The organism is Mesorhizobium sp. M7A.F.Ca.US.005.03.2.1 (genome assembly GCF_003997795.1).
In the GTDB taxonomy this organism is placed as follows: domain Bacteria; phylum Pseudomonadota; class Alphaproteobacteria; order Rhizobiales; family Rhizobiaceae; genus Mesorhizobium; species Mesorhizobium ciceri.
In genome coordinates, this window is sequence record NZ_RZRP01000660.1 from 1 (window position 1) to 3,594 (window position 3,594).

Below are 3,594 nucleotides of genomic sequence, written 5' to 3' on the forward strand. Positions count from 1 at the left end.
GTCCAGCATCTCCACCGCCTCCGACAGCGGGATCGGGTATTCGAATTCGTCGCGCTCGCGCGCTTTGCTGCCGAATTTGAGCGTCAGCTTGGCGGAAGTGCCGTCGCTGATGCGGATGCGCACTGTGCGCCCGGGGCCGGCAGCGAGATAGAACTGGAGAATGCGGATATTGGCCTCGGCCAACTCCCGCCATGCGGTGTTGGTGACCAGGAATTTTCGTTCGACTTCCTTGCCCATGGCCGCGCACTAAAGCGTTTGCCGCCGTCGATGGCAAGACAATGACGAACAGAAGTTGACTTTAATCAATCGATTGATTAAAATGTGCTCATGATCAAACTACCTGAGCCCAAAGTTCTTCGTCGCGAGCCCGCCGAGATGACGCGCGCGGCGCTTGTCCAGGCGGCACTGAAGCTGTTCGGACGGCAGGGCTTCGACGGCACCTCGACGCGCGAGATCGCCGCCGAGGCGCGAGCCAATATCGGCTCGATCGCCTATCATTTCGGCGGCAAGGAGGGTCTTCGCACGGCCGCCGCCGACTTTATCGTCGAGACCATCCAGACGGTCGCCGGCCCGGCGCTCGGCAATGCGCAGGCGCCCGCGCCGGTCGGTCCGGAGGCAGCGCAGGCGCAGCTCTTCGCGGCGCTGGAGCGAATGGTCGGCTTTGTCGTGGCCAGTCCGCAGGCCGGTGAGATCGTGCAGTTCATCCTGCGCGAACTTTCCCATCCAACGGCAGCCCTCGATCGTATCTATGACGGTGTCTTCGAGCCGAGCCATCGCCGGCTGTGCCAGCTGTGGGAACAGGCAACTGGCGAGCCCGCCGAAAGCGAGGCCACAAGGCTCACCGTGTTCACGCTGATCGGCCAGGTCATCTATTTCCGCATCGGCCGTGAGGCGGTGATGCGCCGCATGGGCTGGCCCGATATCGGCGCCGCGGAGGCCGCCAAGGTGGTGGCGGTCACATCGGGCAATCTCAAGGCCATATTGGCCGCCAGAAAAGGGGCAAAGACAAAGGGGCAAAGACCATGAGCTTTCTGTGTTCGCTGCCGCTCGCCGCGCAGCTCTTCTCGGCCTGTGCCCCGGCAGCACCGCTGGCCGTCGGCTATGTCGAAGGCGACTACGTGCTGCTGGCGCCGATCGAGGTGGCGCAGGTCGAGACCGTCACGGTCAAGCGCGGCGACCGTGTGGTGCCCGGCACGACCGTGGTGACGCTGGAAAGTGCCGACGCAAAAATCGCTGTCGCGCAGGCGCAGGCCGGCCTTGCCCAGGCGCAGGCGCAATTGGCCGACCTGCAGATCGGCAAGCGGCCGGAAGAGATCGCCGTGCTGAAGGCCGAGGTCGATATGGCCAGCGCCCAGGCCGCCGACGCCAAGCGCAAATACGACCGCGCCGCCGATCTGTTCAAGCGCGGCGCCGGCACGCAAGCGGATTTCGACACCGCGTCGGCCACGCTCGAAACGGCCAATGCGCAGGTCGGCCAGGCCAAATCCAATCTCGCCGTCGGCGGCCTGCCGGCGCGCCCCGAGACGATCAAGGCCGCCGACAATCAGGTCAAGCAGGCGCAGGCCGCGTTGGAGCAGGCGCAGTGGCGGCTGTCGAAGCGCGTCCTGGCAGCCCCTTCGCCGGGCCGCGTCAACGATGTCATCCGCAATCCGGGCGATACATCAGGTCCGACCGCGCCGGTCATCTCGATCCTGCCCGACGGCGCGGTGAAGCTCAGCGTCTATATCCCGGAGAGCGCCTTCTCCTCGGTCAAGGTCGGCACCTTGCTCGGCGTCCATTGCGACGGCTGCGGCCCGGATGTGAAGGCGCGCGTCAGCTACGTCTCGCCAGATCCCGAGTTCACCCCGCCGGTGATCTATTCGCTTGAGAACCGGCAGAAGCTGGTCTACCTCGTCGAGGCGCGGCCGGAGGGCGATGCCGGCCCGCTGCAGCCCGGCCAGATCGTCGATGTCGATCTGGCGGACAGCGCAAGATGAACGCCATCGACGTACACGGCCTGGTCAAGCGCTTTGGCGACAAGACCGTCGTCGACCATGTGACGATGTCGGTTGCCGAGGGCGAGATCGTCGGCTTTCTCGGCCCCAACGGTTCGGGCAAAACGACCACCATCCGCATCATGTGCGGCCTGCTGACGCCGGACGAGGGCGAAGGCACGGTGCTCGGTTTCAACATCCGCACCGACAGCCTGCGCATCAAGCGCGAAGTCGGCTACATGACGCAGAAATTCTCGTTCTACGAGGATCTGACGATCGGCGAGAATCTCGAATTCGTGGCGCGGCTCTACCGGCTGAAGCCGGTCGAGGAGCATGTCGCGAGCACGTTGGAGGACCTCGGCCTGACGTCGCGCCGCAACCAGCTGGCCGGCACCTTGTCGGGCGGCTGGAAGCAGCGGCTGGCGCTGGCCGCCTGCATCATGCACAAGCCGAAATTGCTGCTGCTCGACGAGCCTACGGCCGGTGTCGACCCGAAGGCGCGGCGCGAGTTCTGGGACGAGATCCATCGCCTCGCCAGCGGCGGGCTGACCGTGCTGGTCTCCACCCACTATATGGACGAAGCCGAGCGCTGCCACCGCATCAGCTACATCTCCTATGGCAAGATGCTGGCCACCGGCACTGTCGCCGAAGTGGTGAAAAATGCCGGGCTGACCACCTTCGTCCTGCAGGGTCCGCGCCTCGATCAGGTCGCCGAAGCGCTTCAGGGCCGCCCCGGCGTCGATCAGGTGGCGCCGTTCGGCGCGACGCTGCATGTCGTCGGCTCCGACCAGAAGAAGCTCGAAGCCGCGCTTGCCGATGTCGAGAGAGAGCACAAGGGCGTGAAAGTTTCGCCCGGCGAAACCAGCCTCGAGGACGTCTTCATCCAGTTCATGTCCGGCTCGAAGGACAACATGGCATGAACAGCGTCTTTTCCTTCGCCCGACTTGGCGCCTTGCTGATCAAGGAATTCATCCAGATGCGGCGCGACCGCATCACCTTCGCCATGATGCTCGGCGTGCCGCTGATACAATTGGTGCTTTTCGGCTACGCCATCAACAACGACCCGAAAAGCCTGCCGGCAGCACTCGTGGCGACGAGCAACGATCCCTATACGCGCGCCATTGTCGCGGCGCTGCAGACCACCGGTTACTATCGTTTCGACCATGTCGCGCAAAGTGCCGCCGAGGCCGAGTTCCTGATATCGCGCGGCGACGTTGCCTTCGTCGTCACCATCCCGGCCGATTTCGCCAGGAGAGTGGAGAGCGGCAACAACCCGCAGATACTCATCGAGGCCGACGCCACCGACCCGGCGGTGGCCAGCGGCGCCATCTCGACGCTCGGCACAGTCGCCAGCCAGGCGCTGCTGAGGGCGCAAGGCACGCAGGAAGCCGCCGCCGAGGCCGCCAAGGGTCAGCTCGATGTCGTCGTACACCGGCGCTACAATCCCGAAGGCATCTCGCAATACAACATCGTGCCCGGCCTGCTGGGCGTCATCCTGCAGATGACCATGGTGATGATGACCTCGATCGCGCTGACACGCGAGACCGAGCGCGGAACGATGGAGAACCTGCTGGCGATGCCGTCCAGCCCGCTCGAGATCATGATGGGCAAGGTGCTGCCC

General features: G+C 64.8%; 5 protein-coding genes. 4 read left to right on the top strand and 1 reads right to left on the bottom strand.

The genetic code is table 11. The features are described 5' to 3' along the window. The coding region (locus tag EN991_RS27775; protein ID WP_127369952.1) for a CYTH domain-containing protein at positions 1-237 on the bottom strand (237 nt) is incomplete at its 3' end. Between the two features lie 90 nt (positions 238-327). Between EN991_RS27775 and EN991_RS27780 the strand changes: the two genes are divergently transcribed. The 4 genes from EN991_RS27780 to EN991_RS27795 form a co-directional block, all read left to right on the top strand. Continuing rightward, positions 328-1,026: a CerR family C-terminal domain-containing protein gene (locus EN991_RS27780; RefSeq protein WP_063169644.1), complete on the top strand. Its 699-nt coding sequence runs from the start codon at positions 328-330 to the stop codon at positions 1,024-1,026. Then, the gene (locus tag EN991_RS27785) at positions 1,023-1,976 is read left to right on the top strand and encodes an HlyD family efflux transporter periplasmic adaptor subunit (RefSeq protein WP_027161228.1); all 954 of its coding nucleotides are present in this window, start codon (positions 1,023-1,025) and stop codon (positions 1,974-1,976) included. The genes EN991_RS27780 and EN991_RS27785 overlap by 4 nt, the downstream gene beginning before the upstream one ends. Continuing rightward, complete coding sequence (locus tag EN991_RS27790; RefSeq protein WP_127365454.1) at positions 1,973-2,893, top strand: ABC transporter ATP-binding protein; 921 nt, start codon at positions 1,973-1,975, stop codon at positions 2,891-2,893. The genes EN991_RS27785 and EN991_RS27790 overlap by 4 nt, the downstream gene beginning before the upstream one ends. Continuing rightward, on the top strand, positions 2,890-3,594 hold a 705-nt coding region (locus tag EN991_RS27795; RefSeq protein WP_164769412.1), incomplete at its 3' end, for an ABC transporter permease. The genes EN991_RS27790 and EN991_RS27795, both read left to right, overlap by 4 nt.

What these genes read in the sequence shown, in the direction of transcription:
- EN991_RS27780 (WP_063169644.1), top strand. Translation starts at nt 328, where the DNA reads ATGATCAAACTACCTGAGCCCAAAGTTCTTCGTCGCGAGCCCGCCGAG.
- EN991_RS27785 (WP_027161228.1), top strand. Translation starts at nt 1,023, where the DNA reads ATGAGCTTTCTGTGTTCGCTGCCGCTCGCCGCGCAGCTCTTCTCGGCC.
- EN991_RS27790 (WP_127365454.1), top strand. Translation starts at nt 1,973, where the DNA reads ATGAACGCCATCGACGTACACGGCCTGGTCAAGCGCTTTGGCGACAAG.